Here is a 17,598-nt window from a genome sequence, read left to right on the forward strand (position 1 = left end):
GGCGCTCTTCAGTGCGGGCGCGACCTTCTACGGGCCGTGTCTCCGATAAACCGTCTGTAGTTTCTTTACAGATGGGTGCCTCAGGCACGCAAATTCTGCGCACGAAGATACCGCAAACGCTGGCCGCTGCCAATTGAAGCCAATATGGAAAACCATTCCATAGACAATATTGCAGCGCAGCATCAAGCACTTACGTTACCGCGTCGTCCCGGCCAGGCTAACTCTGTCCAGTGTAGCTTGGCTACACACAGGTCAAGTTCGTTCAAGACATTGTCGCAAAAAGGCCCAGTCGAATGCCGGGCCCGGGTCCGTCTTGCGCAGCGGCGCGATGCGCGCATGACTGGTGATGCGCTGCGCATCCAGTGCTGGATAGGACGCCATTAACGCACAAATGACGCTGGCCAGGGCATGATATTGCTGCTCGGTGTAGGGATGAATTTCAACCCCCTCGAGTTCGATGCCGATGCTGAAATCGTTGAGGTTGCTTCGTAGCTTCCCGGCATCGTGCCAGCTCGAACGGCCGGCATGCCAGGCGCGCCGATCGAACGGCACGAACTGGACGCATTCGCCGTCACGCCGGATCAGCAGGTGGGCTGACACCTTGAGCCCGTCCAGGCGCGCATAGTAGGGATGCCCGGCAGGATCGAGCGTGTTGGTGAACAGCTGTTCGATGGCCTCGCCACCAAAGCATCCCGGCGGCAGACTGATCGAGTGCAATACCAGCAATGAGATCTCGTTCTGCGGTCGCTGGTTGGCGTTGGGCGACGCAACGCGCCGGGCATCGCTCAGCCAGCCTTCGTTGATCTGCATGCCTCTCCCCTGCCGAATTTGCATGGCTTTCCCTATAATAACGGCATTGTCGCACATCGAAGAGCACGGGAAGCCATGCATTACTACGAAGCCCTCGCGGAAGACATTCGCACCAGCGCCGCCCGCCTGCTGGCGGAAGACGTCGGCCCGGGGGACATCACCGCCCAGCTAATTCCGGAGCGCCAGTGGGCCACTGCCCGGGTCATCACCCGCGAGGATGCCGTGCTGTGCGGTGTGGCCTGGGTCGATGAACTCTATCGGCGCCTCGACAAGCGCGTCATCCTCAACTGGCATGCCGCCGATGGCGATGCCATAGCCGCCGACAGTGTCTTTCTGGAACTCGAAGGCCCGGCACGCAGCGTGATGACCGGTGAGCGCGCGGCACTCAACCTGCTGCAGACGCTGTCAGGCACCGCCACGCGCACCCGCGACTACGTACGCCAGGTGGCCGATACCGGCGTGCGTCTGCTCGACACGCGCAAGACCCTGCCCGGAATGCGCCTGGCGCAGAAGTACGCCGTTACCTGCGGTGGTGGCCACAACCATCGTATCGGTCTCTACGACGCCTTCCTGATCAAGGAGAACCACATCGCAGCCTGTGGTGGTATCGCCGCGGCAGTCAAGGAGGCACGCAAGATAGCCCGCGATTTGCCGGTGGAAGTCGAGGTGGAAAGCCTTGACGAGCTGGCCCAGGCACTCGAGGCCGGGGCCGACGTGATCATGCTCGACAATTTCACCCTTGATGACATGCGCGAGGCGGTTCGCCTGACCGAGAAACGGGCCACGCTGGAAGCTTCCGGCAATGTCAGCGAAGCGACCCTGGAAGCGATTGCCGCGACCGGCGTGGATTGCATTTCCATTGGTGCCCTGACCAAGGACGTCAAGGCCATCGATCTGTCGATGCGTGTCACCCAGGTGGCTACGCGCTGATTTCGCCCGACGGGGCCAGCGGCTTTTCCAGCACGATACGATTCAGCCGCTCGCCCCGCCGCTCGACCCATTCCTCGCCCCGCCGTACCCAGCCGCGCCGCTCGAGCCCTGGCGCCAGTATCAGGCTGGCTTCGATACGTAACCGCTCGACGCCCTGGGCACGCATCTCATCCTCGGCGTAGTCGAGCAGGCGTCCCCCGATACCGTGCCGGGCCAGCGCCGGCCACACGTACAGCGTCTCGATCCGCCCACCCCCGATATCGAGCTCCACGAAGCCCACGCAGCGTCCGTCACAGGTCGCGACCAGCGTGGTGAACAGGGCCTGGCGAGCCGCCCACGCCGCCGCCTCACGCGGCAAGGCGCTGGCCCAGGCATCGCGCTGTGCCAGGCTGTAATAGCCAGCCGCGCCCTGCATCACGGCGTGATGGAAGACTTCTCCCTGGTCGGCCGCATCGTCGGGCAGAGCGACACGGTAACGAACGCGTTCCAGCATGGCGTCATGTCTCGTCAAGGGTGAGGAATCGACGGGCCCGCTTCACGCCGCCTGTTCGCCACTGAAAGCCTCGTAGCGCGGAAACCGAGACGCGATATCGCTGCCGGTCATCCTCGCCGCCTGGGCCTCGCTGGCGGCGAATAGCCGGATAGCCGTGAAGTTGGGCTCAGGCCCCATGTCGAACCAGTGCGGTGTATCCGCCGGCACCGAAATCAGATCACCGGCCGCACAGCCGATGACATAGACCCGCTGGTTCAGGTGCAGGTAGAAAAGGCATCCCCCACGCACGAAGACATGCATTTCATCCTCGCTATAGCGGTGCTCGTCGAGAAACTCCTGGCGCAACGATGCCTTGTCGGGATGGTCAGGCCGCAGCCCAATCACGTCCGCAACGACAAAGCCGCCTTCGCGCTTGAGACGCTCTATCTCTTCGGCGTAAGCCGTCAGCACACTCTTCTGGTCAGCATCAGGCACCAGTTCGGGATGCGGTTCGCAGCGATCGAAACGCACCCCATGGGCTGCCAATTCCGCAGCGATGCGCTCGCCTTCATGGGTGGACAGGATCGGTTGTTCACCGTCCGCTTCGTGATAGACATGCAGAAAACTCATGACAGCCTCTCCTTAGCTTCGGTTCTCGTTCGGCATGACAGCCCGGCGCCTTCATGTGGCACCGGTAAACTTCCCTGTCACAGGCGCAGACTACACAATGGTGGCTCCCCGGAACAGTTGCAGGAAGACATGCCAAAGGCCTCGCTCGTCCCCTCGATGCACGGCATAATGCCTTGCATGCACGATATCCCACTCTCGTTGCCGGACGCTTTCAGCCTTTCGGCCATCGGCCGGATCGCCAGCGACTACCCCGACAAGTTCGGCATCCCTCGACAACCCGGACTGGTGCCGGCCGGTCGCGCAGTGCTTCACCTACTGCCGCCCTATGACAACCCGCTCGCTGTACGCGGTCTCGAGCAGGTGAGTCATCTGTGGCTGACCTTCGTCTTTCATCGTAGCCCCGAACGCTGGACAGCGCTGGTGCGTCCACCCCGCCTGGGCGGCAATACCAAGATTGGCGTCTTCGCGACACGCAGCACGCACAGGCCCAACCGCCTGGGGCTGTCGCTGGTCGCACTGCAACGAATAGAAACCGACAACGGGGTGCGCCTCTACCTGCAAGGGCACGACCTGGTCGACGGCACGCCGGTCCTCGACATCAAACCCTACCTGCCCTGGGCAGAGGCATTACCCGAAGCACGTGCCGGTTTCGCACCGCACCCCCCACCCCGGCACGAGGTACGCTTCACGCTACAGGCAATCGCCATGCTGGAGGAACGCAGCGACGCCGATTCGCTACGCGAGCTGATCCGTCAGGTCCTAGCGCAGGACCCGCGACCCGCCTATCGGCGGGGTGCCGAGTCGCGTATCTACGGCGTGCCACTACGTGATGTCGATGTGCGCTTTCGTGCCTGCGACGACGGCACGGGAGGCATCGTCATGGAGGTGATAGAACTCGTGCCGCTGGCCTCGCCTCGCGATTGAGGCCAACGACACGGCCAGGCAACGCTTTAGTCGAAGGCGATGCCGATCCGGCGTCCCACTTCTTCGTAGGCTTCGATCACGCCACCCAACCCTTGGCGGAAACGATCCTTGTCGAGTTTCTCACGTGTCATCTCGTCCCACAGGCGGCATCCGTCCGGCGAGAACTCATCGCCCAGCACGATCTCGCCCTTGAACACCCCGAACTCGAGCTTGTAGTCGACCAGCAGCATGCCACCATCGAGGAACAGCTGCTTGAGCACCTCGTTGACCTTGAAGGTCAGTTCCTTCATGCGTGCCAGCTGTTCGGGCGTCGCCCAGCCGAAGGTTTCGGCCAGCGATTCGTTGATCATCGGGTCGCCCTTCTCGTCGTTCTTGAGAAACAGCTCGAAGGTCGGCGGAGTGAGCGTCATGCCTTCTTCCACGCCGAGACGGCGTACCAGGCCGCCTGCAGCCAGGTTACGCACCACGCATTCCACCGGAATCATGTCCAGTTTCTTGACGACGCACTCGGTATCGGAGAGCAGGCCGTCGAAATGGGTGGGAATCCCCGCCGCCTGCAACTTGCCCATAATGAAGGCGTTGAACTTGTTGTTGACCATGCCCTTGCGCGCCAAGGCTTCCTTCTTCTTGCCGTCGAAGGCACTGGTGTCGTCGCGGAAGTGCAGGATCAGGCGGTCCGGGTCGTCGGTGCGGTAGACGGACTTGGCCTTGCCAGCGTAAAGCTCGTCACGTTTTTCCATGGGAGGCAATCTCCGAATGCATCTTGAAATGGGCCGAGAGGATCGAGGCCGCCACAGGCTCCCTGGAACGGCACGGATTGAGTGTGAAAAAACGCTACTGCATACAGCTTAGGCGACCTCTTGCCAATCGAAGCCGTGATCCTGCGCGGCAATCAGCAAGCGCGACTCGTCACCGTCGAGCAGAGGCACCAGTGCTTCCCAGGCCAACTCGGGGCGGTTATTTTGCTCTGACAGGTGCGAGCAGACGATGCGCTGCAGGCGATCCAGCCCCAGCCGTTGCAGCAGGACCTGCGCCTGGGCATTGGCCAGGTGTCCCCAATTACCACCGACACGCCGCTTGAGGCTTGGCGGATAGGGACCCTCGGCCAGCATGCGCGGGTCGTGATTGCACTCCAGAATCAGCGCATCGCAGCTCTTGAAGGCCTCGACGACATGCTCGGTGGGATGGCCCAGGTCAGTCAGCACGCCGAGTTGCCGTCCATGCGCACGAAAGCGGAACTGGATCGGCTCACGCGCATCGTGAGGCACGGTGATCGGGTCGATCTCCAGGCCGGCAATGGCAAAGCGTGCATGCGGCGTCAGCAGATGATGGCGTGGCACCTTGCCCAGGCGCTTCGACAACCAGGTACCGGCACTCAGGTAGACCGGCAGGCCGTGGCGACGCGCCAGCGCCCCTACCCCGGCAATATGGTCGCCATGCTCATGGGTCACCAGCACGCCAGAAAGCTGCCGCGCGTGAATCCCGAAGCGGGCCAGGCGCTTCTCGGTCTCACGCAGCCCGAAACCGCAGTCGACCAGCACATGAGTCTCACCATCACTGACCAGGGTGGCGTTGCCCTTGCTGCCACTGCCCAGCGAGGCAAAGCGTAATCCCGCGCCACTTGGCACGGGAGATACACTGGATGCAGCAGACTCAGTCATTAGCGCAGGGCCGTCGCCAAGGCATCGAGCAGCTCACGCGATTCGGCGCTGGACAGCGGCTCGCCGTCGGTCGGCTCAACAGTGACGCGGGTCGACTCCGGCCCGGCATTGTCGACCTGCAAGCGATAGCGACGCACTGGCGCGTCTCCTTCGAAGAAGCCAAGGAAACCGCCACGATCGGCATCGCGCGGGGCATAGTCGACCAGGAACTCGCCAGTGCTGCGATTCTGGTCGACCAACTGACGTGTCTCGCTATCGAAGCTGTTCTCGAGCTGGTAATGCAGCTCCGACCAAGCCCGATCGAGGCCCAGCGACAGCAGCAACTGCCACTCGCCGGCCTGATTCTCGAGCCGTACGCGATCATTGCGTGACAGGTTCTGGGCAGCCAGTGACACACTCTGTTCCTGAGCGCCCATAGACGTGAGGTAGCTGTTCAGGGCAGTCAGACACTGGTCGTAAGGCGCCGGCGTGCCCGCAGTGGCGGCCACGTTCTCGCAGCGCACCTCACTGGTATTGCCACGCAGTCCCTGACGCACGCGCAGCACGGCCTGATCGGTCTCGATTCGCCCGCTGGCGGGGTCGAGTGCCGTCACCTGCAGGCCACGCTGCTCGACGAACCCCTGCAGGCGTGGCCAGACATTGGCGGGTGCGGCATTGACCAGCAACCAGCGATCCGCGCCGGCTTCACGCATCTCGACGAAGGCGTCTTCCTCCTGGCGACCGGCAGCCAGTGCCTGGGGACGCGGCGCCTCGAACTCGTCACCCGACGCCAGGAAATCGCTGCTGGCGCTGGGTACCGGCATGGCATCCTGGTAGCGGCCCGGCTGACGTGACTCCGGCAAGTCGAGCGGCTCGGTCATGTGGGCGTCACGGTACTCTTCATTGCGATCGTAGTAATAGCCGTCTCGCGCACAACCGCTCGCCAGCAGGGCAATGACGACGGTCAACGGTAACAACTTGGAGGCGGGGTTCATGCGTCTACCTTCTCTTGTACGTGCAAACCGGCACAGGCCTGCCGTGGATCGAAGCCCGGTCACGGCAGGTGGCAACGTGGAGATCAGTCGTTCAGCACGCCGGCGAGCTGCAGCGCTTCTTCGACGGTGGTGTGGTACTTCTCCGACAGCCAGGTCATCGGCAGGCGAATGCCCTGCTCGGCGTACCCCATGCGGTGCAGCGCCCACTTCACCGGGATCGGGTTGGCTTCGACACCCAGCCCGGTATGCAGCGGCATCAGGCGCGTATTGATCTGGTGCGCCCGGTCACTGTCACCGGACACGGCCGCCTCGCACAACTCGTGCATCAGGCGCGGAGCGACGTTGGCGGTGACCGAGATATCACCATGACCGCCCATCAGCATGAAGTCGCAAGCCGTGCCGTCATCACCGGAGTACAGGGCGAAGCCCGAGCCCCTGAGGCGATCGACCAGTTCCTCGGCACGCTCCAGGTTGCCAGTGGCATCCTTGAGCCCGACGATGTTGTCGAGTTCGGCCAGGCGGAACACGGTCTCGTTGTAGAGATCCGAGCAGGTCCGACCTGGCACGTTGTAAAGGATCACCGGCAGATTGGCACCTTCGGCCACGGCCTTGAAGTGCTGGTACAGGCCTTCCTGGGTCGGCTTGTTGTAGTAGGGGCACACGGACAGGCAGTAATCGGCACCCACTTCCTTGGCATAGCGCGCCAGCTCGACCGCCTCGGAGGTGGCGTTGGCGCCGGTCCCGGCGATGACCGGAATGCGTCCGCGCACTTCCTCGACCACCGTGCGGATGACGTCGAAGTGCTCGGCAAACGACATGGTGGTAGGTTCGCCGGTGGTCCCGGCAGCGACGATGGCATCGGTGCCACTGTCGAGGTGGAAATTCACCAGGCGACGCAGCGCCTCCCAATCGATCTCACCCGTGACTTTCATCGGGGTCGCCAGCGCGACGATGCTGCCTGTGATCATCCTGCGATGCTCCTGTGAATCCGGCCCTGGCCGGGCCTGCCCCGGGCCTGACGGCCGTCGGCCTACTCGACATATACGTAAACGCGACGGTGCCGTGCGCTCCGCCGTGATGCATCCTGTTCAGCCTATCGGAAACCGGCCGTCACGACCGGCACATGGCCAGGCCGCCAATGGTACTCAGACGACGAAAGCGTGTACAGGTTCAGCACCGGGCACGCACGGAGACTTTACAGATTCCCCGCGCTTGCGTGTAATCGTGACCTCTCGCAACCACAGCAGGAGGCTCTCCATGAGCGTCAGCATCGGCCAGCCGGTCCCCGACTTCACCGCCCAGGCCACCAGCGACACCACCGTCAGCCTGTCTGAACTGCGTGGCCGTCAGGTGGTGATCTACTTCTATCCCAAGGACAGCACGCCGGGCTGCACCACGGAAGGCGGCGACTTCCGCGACCACATGGCCGACTTCGCTGCCGCTGACACGGTGGTGTTCGGCGTCTCCCGCGACGGCCTGCGCGCGCATGAGAATTTCAAGGCCAAGCAGGGTTTCAACTTCGAGCTGATCTCGGACAAGGACGAAGCCCTTTGCCAGCTGTTCGACGTCATCAAGCTCAAGAAGATGTACGGCAAGGAGCACCTCGGTGTCGAGCGCAGCACGTTCCTGATCGACAGGGAAGGCACGCTGGCCCGCGAATGGCGCAAGGTCAAGGTGCCTGGCCACGTCGAAGAGGTACTCGCTGCAGCCCAGGAACTCAATGCCGCGTCGTGAAATTCACTTCTGCAGGCCGGCGCCTGGCGGCACGGCCTCCTGATCCCGCTTCGCCACGCTGCGTGGCCAGGCCTGGACAAGCGCCTTGAGCAGGGTGGCCAGGGGAATCGCGAAAAATACGCCCCAGAACCCCCAGATTCCACCGAAGAACAGCACGGCAAGGATGATCGACACCGGATGCAGGTTGACCGCCTCCGAGAACAGGATCGGCACCAGCACATTGCCATCCAGGGCCTGCAGCACGCCGTAGGCGACAAGCACGTAGGCAAATTCCTCGCCGATGCCGAACTGAAACCCTGCCACTGCCGCCACCGGCACCGTGGCCACTGCAGCACCGATGTAGGGCACCAGCACCGACAGGCCGACCGCCAGTCCCAGCAGGGCCGAATATTGCAGGCCGAAAAACCAGAACGTCACATAGGCGGCAATGCCGACGATGAAGATTTCGATCACCTTGCCGCGCACGTAGTTGGCGATCTGATCATCCATTTCGTTCCAGACGCGTGTCATCAGCGTACGCTTGGTGGGTAGCAGCGACAGCGTGAAGCGGGTCAGCGTTTCGCGATCCTTGAGCAGAAAGAACACCAGGATCGGTACCAGTACCAGATAGATGATCAGTCCCAGCAAGTTGCCCAGCGAGGCCAGCGACAGCGTCAGTGCCCGCTGCCCCAGCAGCGTGATCTCACGTCCTGCCGTGGCGATCCAGTCCTGCATCTGATCCGGGGTGATCAGGGTCGGATAGCGAGCCTGCAGTTCATCCAGCCACAGCTGGACACTGGCAAGCATGCTAGGGATCTGCTGGATCAGGTCGACGGTCTGGTTCCAGACCAGCGGCATGACGATCAGCGCCAGCGCCAGCAAGGTGCCCACGAACACCAGAAACACCAGTAGCACCGACAGCAAGCGCGGCAGACCGACGCGTTCGAGCCAGGCCACCACGCCTTGCAGCAGGAAAGCGATGACCAGGGCGGTGAAGAACGGGGCCAGCATCTTGCCCAGCCAGATCACGGCAGCGAAGCCGAGCACCAGCACCACCAGCAGCACGACCGCTTCTTCGTCGGAGAAGTAGCGCTCGACCCAGCCCTTCAGGACATCTCTCATCGTCATGCAACGATACCGCCCTTGCGTATCCAATAATGAAATTCATCGCCGGTTTCCTCTCGGGACACCAGCTCGAAATCGCTCTGATCGATGAACGTTTCGAAATCCCGCCAGGAACCGGGATCGGTCGCCAACACATGCAACAACCCGCCTTCATCAAGGCGTGCCAGGGCTTGCTTGGTCTTGAGCAAGGGTAGCGGGCAGTGCAGGCCACGCGCGTCGAGTACATCGTCGGGTTGCAGGGCCATGCCACCTCCCGGGAAAATGGTTGAGTCGCATCGATTTAAAGGCACTTTTCCCTGCGAATCAATGTCGGAGCCTAGGGAGTTTTCCAACGAGGATGGCCATGCTGCGTACACTGAAATCCTGCCTGACGATCGGTGCCCTGGCACTCGTCCCCTGGACCGTGCCGGCGGTGGCCGACGATTATGGCCTCCCCTCGCTGGGCAGCGGCGCCAGCAGCGTCTCGGGCGGCGAGGAGTACCGGCTGGGCCGCGCCTGGTTGCGCCAGTTCCGAGCCCAGACCGATACCTGGCAGGACCCGATCACCCAGAGCTATGTGGATTCGCTGATCGAGCGCCTGGTGCCCTACAGCGAACTCGGCGACATCCGCATCGTCACTACGCTGGTCGACAGCCGCCTGCTCAATGCTTTCGCCGTGCCCGGCGGCGTCGTCGGGGTAAATGCCGGCCTGTTCGCGTTTGCCGAGAGTGAGGACGCCTTCGCCTCGGTACTCGCCCACGAGCTGGGCCATCTCTCGCAGCGGCATTATGCGCGGCGCATGGAACGGGTCGAGGAAACCCAGCTGCCGACCATGGCCGCCATGCTCGCCGGCATGGTAATCGCCGCCGGGGGCGGCGGCAATGCCGGCCTGGCGGCAATGATGGGCTCGCAGGCCGCCTTCATCCAGGACCAGCTCGCCTACTCACGGCGCTTCGAACAGGAAGCCGACCGGGTAGGACTGGAAGCCATGACCCAGGCCGGCTTCGACCCCCAGGCCATGCCCGCCATGTTCCGCGCCATGCAGCGCCTGACCAGTCTGCAAGGCGGTAATCCGCCCGAGTTCCTGTTGACCCACCCGGTCACCGAGTCACGTATCAGCGATACCCAGAGCCGCGCCGATCAACTGCCCGTCTCTGGCCAACGCGGCAGCGACCCGGCCTACGCGATGGTACGTGCCCGCGCCCTGCTGGAGCTCAACGGCGACAACCCCGCGCAGGCCCTGGCCCAGCTTCGCCAGGACGCCCCGCCCGCCAGCGCCGAACGCTACCTGCAAGCCCTGATCGCTGCGCGCCAGGCGCGCCCCGGCGAGGCCCTCGAAACACTCGATGCCCTGGCCCGCGAACTGCCCGACTTGTCGCTGATCCCGGCCACCGCTGCCGAAATCGCGATGGATGCCGGCCGCCGTGGCGATGCCTTGGCCCGCGCCGAACGGATCCTGCGCCTGTCTCCGGAGTACTTCCCGGCCCGCCTGCTGCGCGCCGAGATCCTGCTGCAACAGTCACCCGGCGAAGCCTTTGACGTGCTGCGCGAACTCAGCCAGCGATACCCGGAAACGCCGCAGGTCTTCGCCCTTCTCGCCGAGGCAGCCGGACGCAGCGGCCATGAAACCTGGGGCCATCTGGCGCGTGCCGAGACACTGCAGTTGACCGGCCACATCGACCGGGCCATCAAGCAACTGGACGTGGCCGAGGACGTCGCCAAGCGCAGCGGCGATTTCGGCATGGCCAGCCGGGTCCGGCAACGGCGGGAGGACTTCATGGACTATCGTGAGACATTACAGAAATTCTAGCGATCCCAGCGCTGCGATCCGCATGGCTGTGCCTAACAGCCAGTCGCCGCTCACCTCTCCAAACGATAAAAAAGCGCCCCAGCGAGGCGCTTTTTGCTTCCAGGCCGGGTCTTCCTAGCGCTTGAAGTTGAGCATGCGCTCCAGCGGCTTGAGCGCCCGCTGGCGAAGCTCGGCATCAACGAAGATTTCGCCACTGGTGTCGCGCAACGCACCGGCCAGGTTATCGAGGGCGTTCATTGCCATCCACGGGCAGTGGGCGCAGCTCTTGCAGGTCGCGCCGTTGCCGGCGGTCGGCGCTTCGAACAGGGTCTTCTCGGGCACCGCCTGCTGCATCTTGAAGAAGATGCCACGGTCGGTGGCGACGATCAGGCGCTGATGGGGCAATTCGCGCGCAGTATTGATCAGTTGCGAGGTAGAGCCCACCGCATCGGCGATCTCGACCACGCTGGCCGGCGACTCGGGGTGCACCAGCACCGCGGCGTCCGGGTACAGCGCCTTGAGATCCTGGATGCCCCGGGCCTTGAACTCATCGTGGACGATGCATGCACCATCCCACAGCAGCATGTCGGCGCCGGTCTTGTGCTGGATGTAACCGCCCAGGTGCTTGTCAGGGGCCCACAGGATCTTTTCGCCCCTGGCGTGCAGGTGCTCGATCACGTCCACCGCGATCGACGAGGTCACCACCCAGTCGGCACGCGCCTTGACCGCTGCCGAGGTGTTGGCATACACCACCACGGTACGGTCGGGATGGGCATCGCAGAACGCGCTGAATTCGTCCGCCGGGCAGCCGATATCCAGCGAGCAGGTCGCTTCCAGGGTGGGCATCAGCACACGCTTCTCGGGCGACAGGATCTTGGCGGTCTCACCCATGAAACGCACGCCGGCCACCACCAGGGTGGACGCATCGTGACGAGCGCCGAAGCGGGCCATTTCCAGGGAATCCGCCACGCAGCCGCCAGTCTCCTCGGCGAGGTGCTGGATGGCATCGTCGGTATAGTAATGGGCGACGAGTACGGCATTGCGTACCTTCAGCAGATGCTTGATCTCGTCGACGCGCGCTTCATCCTCGGCGGGAATGCGCGTAGGGCAGTAGGCGCGTGCCAGGTGCTCACGCACCAGGGCGCGGGGTGTCATGGTCGTCATCGTGTCTACCACTGTGACTGGCAGGGGCTCCCCCTGCGTTACAGAAGCGCCGGAGCCGATCGTCTTCGCGCTCTCGACGCACCTGCCGGGATGGTACTGCGCAATGCACGCCTTTCCCAGCCCCGGATACGACCTTGGACAACGGCATGCCGACGACATTCCCGATGCCACTGACAGAGCACACAGAAAAATGCCCTCGCATCCGGGAGATACGAGGGCATCAAGAAGCATGGTGGGTCGTGTAGGATTCGAACCTACGACCAATTGGTTAAAAGCCAACTGCTCTACCAACTGAGCTAACGACCCGCAACAGGCTGACATCGAATCGATGCCTGACCTATGCGGCGGCGGTGATGGTGGGTCGTGTAGGATTCGAACCTACGACCAATTGGTTAAAAGCCAACTGCTCTACCAACTGAGCTAACGACCCTTCCCGACAGGGCGCACATGTTACTTATCGCACCCGATCCTGGCAAGAGAAATTTCTCGATTTATCAATCGTCAGCGTTTCGGCTTGGCATGCTTGGGCTTGCGCATGGCCTGAACGGGGCGACGCTTGTGCTTGTCGCGGCTCCAGCGGTTCTTCTCGTCGGGAGTCAGCTCGGGCACTTTGCGCGTTGCCAGGCCGGCCATGGTGGAAAGATCGTCGATCTCCTCTTGGGAAAGTTCGACCCATTCACCGGCCTTGGCGCGCTTGTCGAGGAAGATGTTGCCGTAGCGCACGCGCTTGAGGCGGCTGACAGTCAGGCCCTGCGATTCCCACAGACGACGCACCTCGCGGTTGCGGCCTTCCATGATGACCACGTGAAACCAGGTATTGATGCCTTCGCCACCGAACTCCTGCACGTCGGTGAAGCGCGCGGGGCCATCCTCGAGCATCACGCCTTCGACCATCGCCACCACGTGCTCGCGCTTGACGTTGCCCATCACGCGCACGGCGTACTCGCGCTCGATCTGCGTCGACGGGTGCATCAGTCGGTTGGCCAGTTCACCATCGGTGGTGAACAGCAAAAGGCCGCTGGTATTGATGTCGAGACGACCGATGGCGATCCAGCGTTCGCCCTTGAGGCGCGGCAGGTGATCGAACACGGTACGCCGGCCCTCTGGATCCTTGCGCGTGCACAGCTCGCCTTCCGGCTTGTTGTACATGATGACCCGGCGCGGTACTTCGCTGACGTCGCGCAGGTTGATCGGCCGGTCGTCGAAGGTGACCTTGTCACGCATCTCGACGCGATCGCCCAGACTGGCGACCTTGCCGTTGACCTTGACGCGACCGGCACTGATCGCGGTCTCCATCTCGCGGCGCGAGCCCAGCCCGGCGCGGGCGAGAACCTTCTGGAGCTTTTCTGAGGCGGGGGGTGTGTTGCTGTTCATGGATCGGACGTGTTCTCGTCGGATGAATTTTCCGCGCCGGCCAGGCCATCATCGTCGCCTTCGCGATCGACGGTCTGTTGCTTGCGGGCGCGTTCGGCCAGGCGGGCTTCGAGATCGGCGAAGCTCAGTTCCGGCCGTGCGGACGCCTTCCCGGCGTGTGTCGTCTCGTCGGCCATCCCGGCCGTCGAGTCCTGCAATGTGTCATGTTGTCCGGCGTCAGGGGCAAGCTCGCCATGCTCTCCCTCGGGCTCGGCGGCGTCGGGGTTCTCGTCATCACCTGGCGCCTCGCCGGCCTGGCGCGCCTGGGCATCAATGTCATCCTCGTAGATCGGAGCCTCGCCCAGGTCGAACTCCTTGAGTTCGTGCATCGGCGGCAACGCATCGAGGGTCTTGAGGCCGAAGTCGTCGAGGAACTGTCTTGTTGTAGCATAGACGGCCGGCCGCCCGGGCACGTCACGATGTCCGACCACGCGGATCCAGCCACGTTCACTCAGCGTGCGCATGATCGAACTGCTTACCGCCACCCCGCGCACGTCCTCGATGTCGCCGCGCGTCACCGGCTGGCGATAGGCGATCAGCGCCAGTGTTTCCAGCAGGGCCCGCGAATAGCGCTGCGGACGCTCGTCCCAGAGCCGCGACACCCAAGGCGACAGGCGCTGGCGAATACGCACCTGGTAGCCGGAGGCGGTCTCGATGAGTTCCAGCGCCGAGCTTTCCAGGCGAGCGCCCAGCATCTCCAGCGCCTCGCGCAGCTCACGACGCGGCGGACATTCGTGGTCGTCGAACAGCCCTTCCAGGCGCTCCACCGGCAACGGCTCGCCCGCCGCGAGCAGGGCCGCTTCGAGAATCTCGTCGAGGCGTACGCTGGCCATCAGGTCGTCTCCTCGAAGGCGCTCTCCCCTTCGCCCTCCGCATCGCTCATCGCGTCGTCGACGGAATCGGCCTCGTAGGCGCCCTCCTCGCTCATAGGCTGACGGGCACGGACATGAATGGGTGTGAGGGGCTCATTCTGCACGATCTCGATCATCGATTCCTTGGCCAGCTCGAGAATCGCCATGAAGGTGACCACCACCCCGGCACGACCCTCCTCGAGGGTGAAGAGCGACACGAACGGCGTGAAGTGCTCATGGCTGAGGCGCTCCATGATACGCAGCATGCGTTCGCGGGTGGAAAGCACCTCGCGGCTGATGGTGTGTGCCTGGGTCAGCTCGGCACGCCGCAGGATGCCCGACAGGGCGCGCAGCAGCTCGTCGAGCTCGACCTCGGGGTGGATGACGCGGGTTTCCAGCGCCGGCAGGCCCGCCTGTGCACCGAACCAGTCACGCCCCACCCGTGGCAGTTCATCGAGGCCTTCGGCGGCAAGCTTGAGCCGCTCGTACTCCTGCAGGCGGCGGATCAGCTCGGCACGCGGGTCTTCGTCGTCCTCGTCGCCGTCGGCCTTGGGCGGGCGCGGCAACAGCGTGCGCGACTTGATCTCGGCCAGCATCGCCGCCATCAGCAGATATTCTCCGGCGAGCTCGATCTCCAACGCCTTCATCAACTCGATGTACTCGATGTACTGGTGGGTGATGGCTGCGACATCGATGGCCAGGATATCGAGGTTCTGGCGGCGGATCAGGTAGAGCAACAAATCCAGCGGCCCCTCGAAGGACTCGAGAAACACCCGCAGCGCCTCCGGCGGGATATAGAGGTCTTCCGGCAACTCGGTAATCGGCTGGTCGTGCAGGCGCGCCAGCACCGCCGCCGTCTGCTGGGCGGCGGTCGACTCGGGCGTTGCGACACTCTCCGACGTTTCACTCACGGATGGCGGGACCTTCGTCACAGGGGCAATGGACAAACGCGTAGTCTACCAAGTGTTGCCGGCCCCTAGCATTCGAAATACCGTCGATCAGGCCAGTGATTCGGCATTATCCGCCTTGCGATAGCGGCCTACATAATCGAACAGCTTTTCGCGCACCTGCCAGTGCCGCCCGACCCGGCGGCCGATCACGAAATCCGGTGCCTTCAGACGACGGCGCTCCTCGATCACTTCGTCGGGCGAAGCCGGCCACCAGACGCTGCCTGGCGCGCGCAGATGATGGCGCAGGAAGGCGGCAGCAAACGCACCGCGCTGGGCCGGCGTTTCCAGCGCGAACCACTCGTCCAGCGTGGCGCCATCCTCGTCGTGGTAGGTGACCTTGAGGCGCGGCAGGCCGCGCCCGTTGACGGTGGCGGCGAGTTGCATGCCACTGACGCGCAGCACCCGGGCGTCCTTGAGGCGCAGCGCGTCCTTGAGCTTGTCGTCGGGGTCGACCAGCCGCTCGCCGCAGCCATGGCAGCTACGCGCGGCGATATCGTTTTCCGCGCCGCATTGCTCACACACCTTGAAGCGAAAACGGAAATCGCATTGTCGGGTACGGCCTGACGCATCCTCGACTAAGCCCTGGCAGCGCCGTCCGTAATGCTCAATGACCAGCTCGCCGTCGCGCTTGCCCCAGAACAGGTTGGCATGACCGCAATCCGGACACTCGACCTGCACCGGCTCGGCATCCGAGGCCGGCTTGGGCGTACCGACCTCGGGGGCATACAGGTCCCAGGGGTTGCCGGCGTAGTCGAGGATCAGGCAATCCTCCTTGCCCGGCGCCAGGCGCAGGCCGCGCCCGACGATCTGCTGATAGAGGCTGACCGACTCGGTGGGGCGCAGGATGGCGATCAAATCGACGTGCGGCGCATCGAAACCGGTGGTCAATACCGCCACATTGACCAGGTACTTGAGTCGCTGTGCCTTGAACGCGTCGATCAGCCGTTCGCGCTCGCGCGACGGGGTCTTGCCGGTGACCAGCGCCGCCTGCCCCTCGGGCAGGTAACCCATGATCTCCTCGGCATGCTCGATGGTGGCCGCGAACACCATCACGCCGCGCCGCTCCTGAGACCGCTCGACGACCTCATCGAGGATGGTCGGCGTGGCGCGGTTGCCACGCACCACCCGGTTGAGCTCTTCCTCGGCGAACAGCCCGCGCACGTTGGGCATGAGCTGCGAGAAATCGTAGCGCGCCACGGCGGCATCCACGCGCTGCGGCGGTGCCAGGTAGCCCTGCTTGACCATCAGGCGCAGCGGCTGCTCGAACACGCAGTCCTGAAAGAAACAATCGGCCTCGCCGCGCACCATGCCAAGGTAATGGCGATGGTAGATGAAACCCTGGCCCAGCCGGAACGGGGTGGCGGTCAGGCCCAGGATCTTGAGGCGGGGATTGGCACGCTGCAGGTGGTCGATGACCTGGCGATAGCTGGCATTCTCGTCCGGCGAGACGCGATGGCACTCGTCGATGACCAACAGGGTGAAACCGCCGTCATAGAAGCTCGCCAGGTTGCGCACCACCGACTGCACCGAGCCGAAGACCACCTGGCGGGCGGCTTCCTTGCGCCCCAGGCCGGCACTGAAGATATCGGCCTCGAGGCCATAGGCCTGGTACTTGGCATGGTTCTGCTCGACCAGCTCGCGCACGTGGGCCAGCACCAGCACCCGGCCACGTGCCAGGCGAGCCAGCTCGGCAATGACCAGCGACTTGCCGCTGCCGGTGGGCAGCACCACCACCGCCGGCGCGTCGCTGGCGCGAAAGTGACCGACGACATGCGATACGGCCTGGTGCTGATAAGGGCGTAGCTCGGGAGGCGACACGGGGCGGGAATCGGCTGGCATGACGTACCGGGATTGAAACAAGCCGCCATTTTAAACTTTTCATGTTACGAACAATACCTCTCCATGCCAGCGACACGGAACTGCAAGCAGGACTGCTAGACTAAGAGGTAAGGCCAGGGAGGGCGCAGGAATTCACTCACCGCAACGAGGAGGGAAACCATGAAATTTCCCGAGAAACTTCCCACCGGCCCCGAATGCCCCGAATGCGGTAGCCGCGAGAAGCGCTTCCCGCCCGGTCGTGTTGGCGCGTATCACGTATTCTGCGACCAGTGCGGCTACGACTTTGGCCGTTTCGACAGCCTCAGCCGCCATTATGAGCACATGCTCGATGACCTGGAGCGCAAGCTGGGCGTCGACTCCACACCCCGCTGAAC

At 63.7% G+C, this 17,598-nt stretch carries 19 protein-coding genes and 2 tRNA genes; 5 read left to right on the forward strand and 16 right to left on the reverse strand.

Going from position 1 to position 17,598, the window contains the following annotated elements:
- Positions 1 to 252 precede the first annotated feature (252 nt).
- Entirely contained in the window at positions 253 to 810 is a 558-nt protein-coding gene (gene ampD / locus BM194_RS14800; protein ID WP_092848248.1) for a 1,6-anhydro-N-acetylmuramyl-L-alanine amidase AmpD, read from the reverse strand.
- A gap of 75 nt (positions 811 to 885) precedes the next feature.
- Here ampD and nadC point away from each other — a divergent pair, with 75 nt between their 5' ends.
- Entirely contained in the window at positions 886 to 1,740 is an 855-nt protein-coding gene (nadC, locus tag BM194_RS14805; RefSeq protein ID WP_092848250.1) for a carboxylating nicotinate-nucleotide diphosphorylase, read from the forward strand.
- Here nadC and BM194_RS14810 read toward each other — a convergent pair.
- Positions 1,730 to 2,233, reverse strand: a complete 504-nt coding sequence (locus tag BM194_RS14810; RefSeq protein ID WP_092848253.1) for a GNAT family N-acetyltransferase — start codon at positions 2,231 to 2,233, stop codon at positions 1,730 to 1,732. The two genes, nadC and BM194_RS14810, sit on opposite strands and share 11 nt — an antisense overlap.
- 42 nt (positions 2,234 to 2,275) lie before the next feature.
- Positions 2,276 to 2,842, reverse strand: a complete 567-nt coding sequence (locus tag BM194_RS14815; protein ID WP_092848256.1) for a 1,2-dihydroxy-3-keto-5-methylthiopentene dioxygenase — start codon at positions 2,840 to 2,842, stop codon at positions 2,276 to 2,278.
- Between the two features lie 177 nt (positions 2,843 to 3,019).
- Here BM194_RS14815 and tsaA point away from each other — a divergent pair, with 177 nt between their 5' ends.
- Positions 3,020 to 3,766, forward strand: a complete 747-nt coding sequence (tsaA, locus tag BM194_RS14820) for a tRNA (N6-threonylcarbamoyladenosine(37)-N6)-methyltransferase TrmO (RefSeq protein ID WP_092848359.1) — start codon at positions 3,020 to 3,022, stop codon at positions 3,764 to 3,766.
- A 26-nt stretch (positions 3,767 to 3,792) separates the two neighbouring features.
- Here the strand turns inward: tsaA and purC are convergent, their stop codons facing one another.
- The 4 genes from purC to dapA all read right to left on the reverse strand — a co-directional run bounded on the left by purC (position 3,793) and on the right by dapA (position 7,369).
- Positions 3,793 to 4,506, reverse strand: a complete 714-nt coding sequence (gene purC, locus BM194_RS14825) for a phosphoribosylaminoimidazolesuccinocarboxamide synthase (protein ID WP_092848258.1) — start codon at positions 4,504 to 4,506, stop codon at positions 3,793 to 3,795.
- Between the two features lie 108 nt (positions 4,507 to 4,614).
- A complete protein-coding gene (locus BM194_RS14830; protein ID WP_092848261.1) occupies positions 4,615 to 5,427 on the reverse strand; it encodes an MBL fold metallo-hydrolase in 813 nt (270 codons plus the stop codon).
- Complete coding sequence (bamC, locus tag BM194_RS14835; RefSeq protein ID WP_092848263.1) at positions 5,427 to 6,401, reverse strand: outer membrane protein assembly factor BamC; 975 nt, start codon at positions 6,399 to 6,401, stop codon at positions 5,427 to 5,429. The genes BM194_RS14830 and bamC overlap by 1 nt, the downstream gene beginning before the upstream one ends.
- Positions 6,402 to 6,484: 83 nt before the next feature.
- Positions 6,485 to 7,369 carry a 4-hydroxy-tetrahydrodipicolinate synthase gene (dapA, locus tag BM194_RS14840; RefSeq protein WP_092848266.1) on the reverse strand — a complete coding sequence of 295 codons (885 nt, stop codon included), beginning with the start codon at positions 7,367 to 7,369 and terminating at the stop codon, positions 6,485 to 6,487.
- A 289-nt stretch (positions 7,370 to 7,658) separates the two neighbouring features.
- Here dapA and BM194_RS14845 point away from each other — a divergent pair, with 289 nt between their 5' ends.
- Positions 7,659 to 8,135: a peroxiredoxin gene (locus BM194_RS14845; protein ID WP_092848269.1), complete on the forward strand. Its 477-nt coding sequence runs from the start codon at positions 7,659 to 7,661 to the stop codon at positions 8,133 to 8,135.
- Positions 8,136 to 8,138: 3 nt separating this feature from the next.
- On the opposite strand, the gene BM194_RS14850 is transcribed toward BM194_RS14845, so the two are convergent.
- Positions 8,139 to 9,242 carry an AI-2E family transporter gene (locus BM194_RS14850; RefSeq protein ID WP_092848271.1) on the reverse strand — a complete coding sequence of 368 codons (1,104 nt, stop codon included), beginning with the start codon at positions 9,240 to 9,242 and terminating at the stop codon, positions 8,139 to 8,141.
- Complete coding sequence (locus BM194_RS14855) at positions 9,239 to 9,484, reverse strand: sulfurtransferase TusA family protein (protein ID WP_092848274.1); 246 nt, start codon at positions 9,482 to 9,484, stop codon at positions 9,239 to 9,241. The genes BM194_RS14850 and BM194_RS14855 overlap by 4 nt, the downstream gene beginning before the upstream one ends.
- Before the next feature lie 98 nt (positions 9,485 to 9,582).
- On the opposite strand from BM194_RS14855, the gene BM194_RS14860 reads away from it, so the two are divergent.
- Positions 9,583 to 11,028 carry a M48 family metalloprotease gene (locus tag BM194_RS14860; RefSeq protein WP_092848277.1) on the forward strand — a complete coding sequence of 482 codons (1,446 nt, stop codon included), beginning with the start codon at positions 9,583 to 9,585 and terminating at the stop codon, positions 11,026 to 11,028.
- A gap of 114 nt (positions 11,029 to 11,142) precedes the next feature.
- Here BM194_RS14860 and nadA read toward each other — a convergent pair whose 3' ends face one another.
- From nadA to radD, 7 genes are all read right to left on the reverse strand, one after another.
- Positions 11,143 to 12,162, reverse strand: a complete 1,020-nt coding sequence (nadA, locus tag BM194_RS14865) for a quinolinate synthase NadA (RefSeq protein WP_177223423.1) — start codon at positions 12,160 to 12,162, stop codon at positions 11,143 to 11,145.
- A 239-nt stretch (positions 12,163 to 12,401) separates the two neighbouring features.
- Positions 12,402 to 12,477, reverse strand: a tRNA-Lys gene (locus BM194_RS14870).
- A gap of 48 nt (positions 12,478 to 12,525) precedes the next feature.
- A tRNA-Lys gene (locus BM194_RS14875) sits at positions 12,526 to 12,601 on the reverse strand.
- A 71-nt stretch (positions 12,602 to 12,672) separates the two neighbouring features.
- On the reverse strand, positions 12,673 to 13,545 hold the full coding sequence (gene rluB, locus BM194_RS14880) for a 23S rRNA pseudouridine(2605) synthase RluB (protein WP_092848282.1): 873 nt from the start codon (positions 13,543 to 13,545) through the stop codon (positions 12,673 to 12,675).
- Complete coding sequence (gene scpB / locus BM194_RS14885; RefSeq protein WP_092848285.1) at positions 13,542 to 14,417, reverse strand: SMC-Scp complex subunit ScpB; 876 nt, start codon at positions 14,415 to 14,417, stop codon at positions 13,542 to 13,544. Before scpB ends, rluB begins: the two co-directional genes overlap by 4 nt.
- Positions 14,417 to 15,346: a segregation and condensation protein A gene (locus BM194_RS14890; protein WP_092848287.1), complete on the reverse strand. Its 930-nt coding sequence runs from the start codon at positions 15,344 to 15,346 to the stop codon at positions 14,417 to 14,419. The genes scpB and BM194_RS14890 overlap by 1 nt, the downstream gene beginning before the upstream one ends.
- Positions 15,347 to 15,433: 87 nt before the next feature.
- The gene (radD, locus tag BM194_RS14895; protein ID WP_092848289.1) at positions 15,434 to 17,224 is read right to left on the reverse strand and encodes a DNA repair helicase RadD; all 1,791 of its coding nucleotides are present in this window, start codon (positions 17,222 to 17,224) and stop codon (positions 15,434 to 15,436) included.
- Positions 17,225 to 17,383: 159 nt separating this feature from the next.
- Here radD and BM194_RS14900 point away from each other — a divergent pair, with 159 nt between their 5' ends.
- Positions 17,384 to 17,596, forward strand: a complete 213-nt coding sequence (locus BM194_RS14900; RefSeq protein WP_092848291.1) for a hypothetical protein — start codon at positions 17,384 to 17,386, stop codon at positions 17,594 to 17,596.
- The last annotated feature ends 2 nt before the right edge of the window (positions 17,597 to 17,598 follow it).

The organism is Modicisalibacter xianhensis, assembly GCF_900113605.1.
Classification (GTDB): domain Bacteria; phylum Pseudomonadota; class Gammaproteobacteria; order Pseudomonadales; family Halomonadaceae; genus Modicisalibacter; species Modicisalibacter xianhensis.

Coding starts and splice junctions, on each gene's coding strand:
- ampD (WP_092848248.1), bottom strand. CDS start 810: ATGCAGATCAACGAAGGCTGGCTGAGCGATGCCCGGCGCGTTGCGTCG.
- nadC (WP_092848250.1), top strand. CDS start 886: ATGCATTACTACGAAGCCCTCGCGGAAGACATTCGCACCAGCGCCGCC.
- BM194_RS14810 (WP_092848253.1), bottom strand. CDS start 2,233: ATGCTGGAACGCGTTCGTTACCGTGTCGCTCTGCCCGACGATGCGGCC.
- BM194_RS14815 (WP_092848256.1), bottom strand. CDS start 2,842: ATGAGTTTTCTGCATGTCTATCACGAAGCGGACGGTGAACAACCGATC.
- tsaA (WP_092848359.1), top strand. CDS start 3,020: ATGCACGATATCCCACTCTCGTTGCCGGACGCTTTCAGCCTTTCGGCC.
- purC (WP_092848258.1), bottom strand. CDS start 4,506: ATGGAAAAACGTGACGAGCTTTACGCTGGCAAGGCCAAGTCCGTCTAC.
- BM194_RS14830 (WP_092848261.1), bottom strand. CDS start 5,427: ATGACTGAGTCTGCTGCATCCAGTGTATCTCCCGTGCCAAGTGGCGCG.
- bamC (WP_092848263.1), bottom strand. CDS start 6,401: ATGAACCCCGCCTCCAAGTTGTTACCGTTGACCGTCGTCATTGCCCTG.
- dapA (WP_092848266.1), bottom strand. CDS start 7,369: ATGATCACAGGCAGCATCGTCGCGCTGGCGACCCCGATGAAAGTCACG.
- BM194_RS14845 (WP_092848269.1), top strand. CDS start 7,659: ATGAGCGTCAGCATCGGCCAGCCGGTCCCCGACTTCACCGCCCAGGCC.
- BM194_RS14850 (WP_092848271.1), bottom strand. CDS start 9,242: ATGACGATGAGAGATGTCCTGAAGGGCTGGGTCGAGCGCTACTTCTCC.
- BM194_RS14855 (WP_092848274.1), bottom strand. CDS start 9,484: ATGGCCCTGCAACCCGACGATGTACTCGACGCGCGTGGCCTGCACTGC.
- BM194_RS14860 (WP_092848277.1), top strand. CDS start 9,583: ATGCTGCGTACACTGAAATCCTGCCTGACGATCGGTGCCCTGGCACTC.
- nadA (WP_177223423.1), bottom strand. CDS start 12,162: ATGACACCCCGCGCCCTGGTGCGTGAGCACCTGGCACGCGCCTACTGC.
- rluB (WP_092848282.1), bottom strand. CDS start 13,545: ATGAACAGCAACACACCCCCCGCCTCAGAAAAGCTCCAGAAGGTTCTC.
- scpB (WP_092848285.1), bottom strand. CDS start 14,417: ATGGCCAGCGTACGCCTCGACGAGATTCTCGAAGCGGCCCTGCTCGCG.
- radD (WP_092848289.1), bottom strand. CDS start 17,224: ATGCCAGCCGATTCCCGCCCCGTGTCGCCTCCCGAGCTACGCCCTTAT.
- BM194_RS14900 (WP_092848291.1), top strand. CDS start 17,384: ATGAAATTTCCCGAGAAACTTCCCACCGGCCCCGAATGCCCCGAATGC.